Source organism: Alkalilacustris brevis (assembly GCF_003350345.1).
Classification (GTDB): domain Bacteria; phylum Pseudomonadota; class Alphaproteobacteria; order Rhodobacterales; family Rhodobacteraceae; genus Alkalilacustris; species Alkalilacustris brevis.
In genome coordinates this window covers 1-3,581 of the sequence record NZ_QNVJ01000035.1, presented here as the reverse complement: position 1 = coordinate 3,581, position 3,581 = coordinate 1, and the positions used below count along the sequence as shown (strand labels likewise).

Below are 3,581 nucleotides of genomic sequence, written 5' to 3'. Positions count from 1 at the left end.
TGATGGGCTGGCCCATCGGGCACGCGCTCTGCGCCTGCTCGGCAACGGAGTTCATCCACTGGCAGCAGCACATGCGTGGCGCTCTCTCGCAGCAGCCCATGGCCTCGGGCCCGTGGATCTGGCGGCCGACGGATGCGGCCCAGCACCCAGTGCAGATGGATTTCCTTGAAGGATTGAAACCATGAGCTTCCACAGCAAGATCGGCCGCGCAGGCGGCGGACGCGTGAAACGCACGCTGGGCGTGCAGGCGGCGCTGGAATGGACGTTCCGGGTCGAGAAAGCCCAGCTGGAGCTTCCCGAACGCCCGGATCCCGAGCGCGAGCGGGGTTTCGGCTTTGGCCTGGAATACGTCCTGCTGCAGCGCGCCGCGCTGGGCTGCAAGATCGACGGCGGCCAGCACAAGATCGGCGGCTACACCCACGAGGACGCCGAGGTGATCGCCGCCACCGTCGCCGGGATGCCCGACAGTTTGGGCGGCAAGCGCATGGCGATCCGCGTGGCCGAACTGGCGCGTGCGGGGCTGACACCGGACTGGATGCCCGGGGCTGTACCCCGCTGCGTGCCGGTAGACGTCAGGCGCAACCGGTATGGCGAGCGGGCCAGCACCATCGTCGTCGGCACCCAACGCGTGCTCGCCCGAGGCAAGTGGCGCACAATCGAGGTTCTGGCCTGCCCCGTCACCTACTCTCCGCACCCGCAGCAGATCGAGGCTGCACGGCGCGCCTATGACGACTGGTGGCAGGCGCTGGATTGGGTTCGGGACGGACTCGTCACTGGCGGAATGCTACGTGACATTGAGATTTCCATGGCGATGCCGAAGGCGAAGCCTTGGCAGTAGCCCCGGCTCTTGGCCGTTTGATCGCGAGGCAAGGAAGACGAGGCATAGCGACCCAAATGAACCCGTCGGGTTCAGTTGACTGTGGGCACGAAATAGTATATACGGGCCGTATAAACTCAACTCTTGCAACCCAGACCGCGAGCCCGCCATGGCAACGACAACGAACAAGATCAAGAAGATCGGTAACGGTCATTTCCTTCCCTTGTCCGCTGCGACGCTGGAATCGCTGAATCTTCGCGCCGGACAGGAAGTCACCCTCACGACAGATGAAGACGAGCTGATCGTGCGTGCAGTCGATGATACCTACGACTCGACCCGTGAAGCAGCTTCGAGGATAGCAGCTCGCTATCGGCGCACGCTCATCATGCTGGGCCGCGAAGGCTGAGCAGCGTGACAGGCAACGACGACGTATACTGCTGGCCGAACGCAGATGCGATCCTGGACGAAACGGCGGCGTTCATGGAGTCCATGGGCCATAGCATGGTGCTCAATGACCGCAATGCTTTTCTAGCGGGCCTCGAGCGCGCCAAAATTGCCGCAGATTACCAGACCGATGCGAGCGTCGCGTATCTGGCTGCTCTGATGTACGATGGTATCACGACGCGGCATGCCCTCAGGGATGGGAACAAACGCGCAGGCGCGATCGCCGCGCTGACTTTTATCGCGATGAATGGTCAGTTTCTTGACGTTCCCGAAACCGAGCTTGAAGCCAGATTGCGCGCGCGCGTTGCCGGGCAGATCAGCATCGAAGAGCTTGCCGCGTATTTCGCGGAAAACACCTATCCAGACATCGCGTGATCCCCCCCGGCATGGTTCCTCCCGGGCCAAATTCGTATACGAGGGGGCTGAGCGCGCAAGTTTTCCAGCGACTGGCTTTTTCACCGGGGAATCCACTTGGAAGCCACTTTGGCCAGCGCATCTGAAATTCTGACTCGTTTTCAGTCCCTTACGCGATAGCCCAATAGATCAGTTGGATTCCGCCGGGAAGCCAGGGAATCCACCCCGAGCAAGCCAGAGGAAGCCACTTCTCTCGGACGAGCAGGCTCTCAACGCGCCAAGGACGTGTCGTCCCGGGTGGCGCGATAAACCTGGACCAGGATCGGCGTCGGATTGTAGCCGTTGCACGGGTTGTGCATCTGTGGGCAGTTCGACAACGCGGCCAGCACATCGCGCTCGGTGCGCAGGGCAACGCGACTTCCGGGCTTGAGGGCCGCCTCTGCTACGCCGGCGGACCCATCCTGAAGGATCGGCACGCTCATGAACCAGTTGACATTCGCCACGATCGCCTCGCGGCCAAGGCCGAAGGGCGCCAGAACCGCCTCGAAGTTCGAGTAGCAGGACTCGGTTGTTTCGACACCATAGCGCAGCCGGTTGTTCGGATTGCTGCAGCAGCCATAGATCGTGTCGTGCCGGCCGATGGTATCCTCGACCACCGTCATCAGCGCCCTGCCACTATCGGCATAAAGCACCGTACCGAGGCCGACATAGACATTGCCCTGAACCTTGATCGTGTTCGTCGCGGAATAACGATCACGGAGATCATCCGTATCGAAGCAGAGGAAGTCCACCGCCTGCCGCCCCTCGAGATCGGTGATCACGAGCGTCTCACCGTACCCAACCCGATGCGCCCAGCCCTGCCTCGCGGGAACGATCTCTTCAAGAACGAGGTCCTGACCCTCAAGCATCTGCTACCCTCCGACGTCTTGATGAAAGCCTAGCACGACAAGGGGCCGGAGCACATGTGAGCTACATTCCTGACCGCTCTTCGGCGAACACTCTGATTCCAGGCGAAAAAATGGTTTGACATTTCTACCCCCCTTGACCTACCCCTTGATCATCGAAGAATTGCGCCCGGTGGACACCCCTCGCGGGCGCTTTCGTTTTCCTGACATCGCGGACCCCGTTCAGCTGCCAGCCATCCTGGCTGCGTGCTGGCGCCAGTCCACCCTGCCCCATCTCCGAAAGCCACCCCATGGACCTCGTCTTTGCGCCGAGCCAGATCGAAACCTGGCCGATCGACCGGCTGCACCCCTATGCCCGCAATGCCAAGATGCACGGCGACGACCAGGTGGCAAAGATCGCCGCCAGCATGGCCAAGTTCGGCTGGACCGTGCCCTGCATGGTGGCTGATGATGGTGAACTGATAGCGGGCCATGGCCGGGTGCTGGCCGCCACCATGCTCGGACTGACCGAGGTGCCGGTGATCCGGCTCAGCCATCTCGACGAAGCCGAACGCCGGGCCTACCGGATCGCGGACAACAAGCTGACGGAACTGGGCGCATGGGACGAGGCGCTGCTGCGCGACGAGATCGCGGGGCTCTTGGCCGAGGATTTCGACCTGACCCTGCTCGGGATCAGCGACGATGACCTTGACGCCCTGTTGCGGGATCCCGAGGCGCTGGGCGGCGAAGGCCCGGTCGAGGGCGAGAACGATGTTCCGGACATGCCGGTCACGCCGGTCTCGGTGCAGGGCGACCTCTGGCAGCTGAGTGCACACCGGCTGATCTGCGGAGACAGCACCGCGGCCGATGTGGTCGGGCGGCTGTTGGGTGATGTCCGCCCCCTGCTGATGGTCACCGACCCGCCCTACGGCGTGGAGTATGACCCCTCCTGGCGCAACCATGCGGGGGCGGCCAAAACGAAACGCACCGGCAAGGTGCTGAACGACGACCGGGCCGACTGGCGCGAGGCATGGGCGCTGTTCCCCGGCGATGTCGCCTATGTCTGGCACGGCGCGCTGCAC

Annotated in this window: 5 protein-coding genes and 1 pseudogene; 5 read left to right on the top strand and 1 reads right to left on the bottom strand. The window is 63.0% G+C overall.

Annotated elements, in window-relative coordinates:
• The 4 genes and pseudogenes from DQ229_RS16740 to DQ229_RS04820 form a co-directional block, all read left to right on the top strand.
• Window positions 1-185 (top strand): annotated as a pseudogene (locus DQ229_RS16740) (DNA methyltransferase); the annotation flags it as partial.
• Window positions 182-838, top strand: coding sequence for a hypothetical protein (locus DQ229_RS04830; RefSeq protein WP_114965149.1), 657 nt, complete (start codon window positions 182-184; stop codon window positions 836-838). The pseudogene DQ229_RS16740 and the gene DQ229_RS04830, both read left to right, overlap by 4 nt.
• 148 nt (window positions 839-986) lie before the next feature.
• Window positions 987-1,223, top strand: coding sequence for an AbrB/MazE/SpoVT family DNA-binding domain-containing protein (locus DQ229_RS04825; protein WP_114965148.1), 237 nt, complete (start codon window positions 987-989; stop codon window positions 1,221-1,223).
• Between the two features lie 5 nt (window positions 1,224-1,228).
• Complete coding sequence (locus tag DQ229_RS04820) at window positions 1,229-1,636, top strand: hypothetical protein (RefSeq protein ID WP_114965147.1); 408 nt, start codon at window positions 1,229-1,231, stop codon at window positions 1,634-1,636.
• Window positions 1,637-1,884: 248 nt separating this feature from the next.
• Here the strand turns inward: DQ229_RS04820 and DQ229_RS04815 are convergent, their stop codons facing one another.
• Window positions 1,885-2,523: a DUF1989 domain-containing protein gene (locus DQ229_RS04815; protein WP_114965146.1), complete on the bottom strand. Its 639-nt coding sequence runs from the start codon at window positions 2,521-2,523 to the stop codon at window positions 1,885-1,887.
• Between the two features lie 287 nt (window positions 2,524-2,810).
• On the opposite strand from DQ229_RS04815, the gene DQ229_RS04810 reads away from it, so the two are divergent.
• A partial coding sequence (locus DQ229_RS04810; RefSeq protein WP_162300747.1) for a ParB/Srx family N-terminal domain-containing protein occupies window positions 2,811-3,581 on the top strand: 771 nt, incomplete at its 3' end.

Excerpts from the sequence above, each read along its gene's own strand:
- DQ229_RS04830 (WP_114965149.1), top strand. The coding sequence starts at position 182 with ATGAGCTTCCACAGCAAGATCGGCCGCGCAGGCGGCGGACGCGTGAAA.
- DQ229_RS04825 (WP_114965148.1), top strand. The coding sequence starts at position 987 with ATGGCAACGACAACGAACAAGATCAAGAAGATCGGTAACGGTCATTTC.
- DQ229_RS04815 (WP_114965146.1), bottom strand. The coding sequence starts at position 2,523 with ATGCTTGAGGGTCAGGACCTCGTTCTTGAAGAGATCGTTCCCGCGAGG.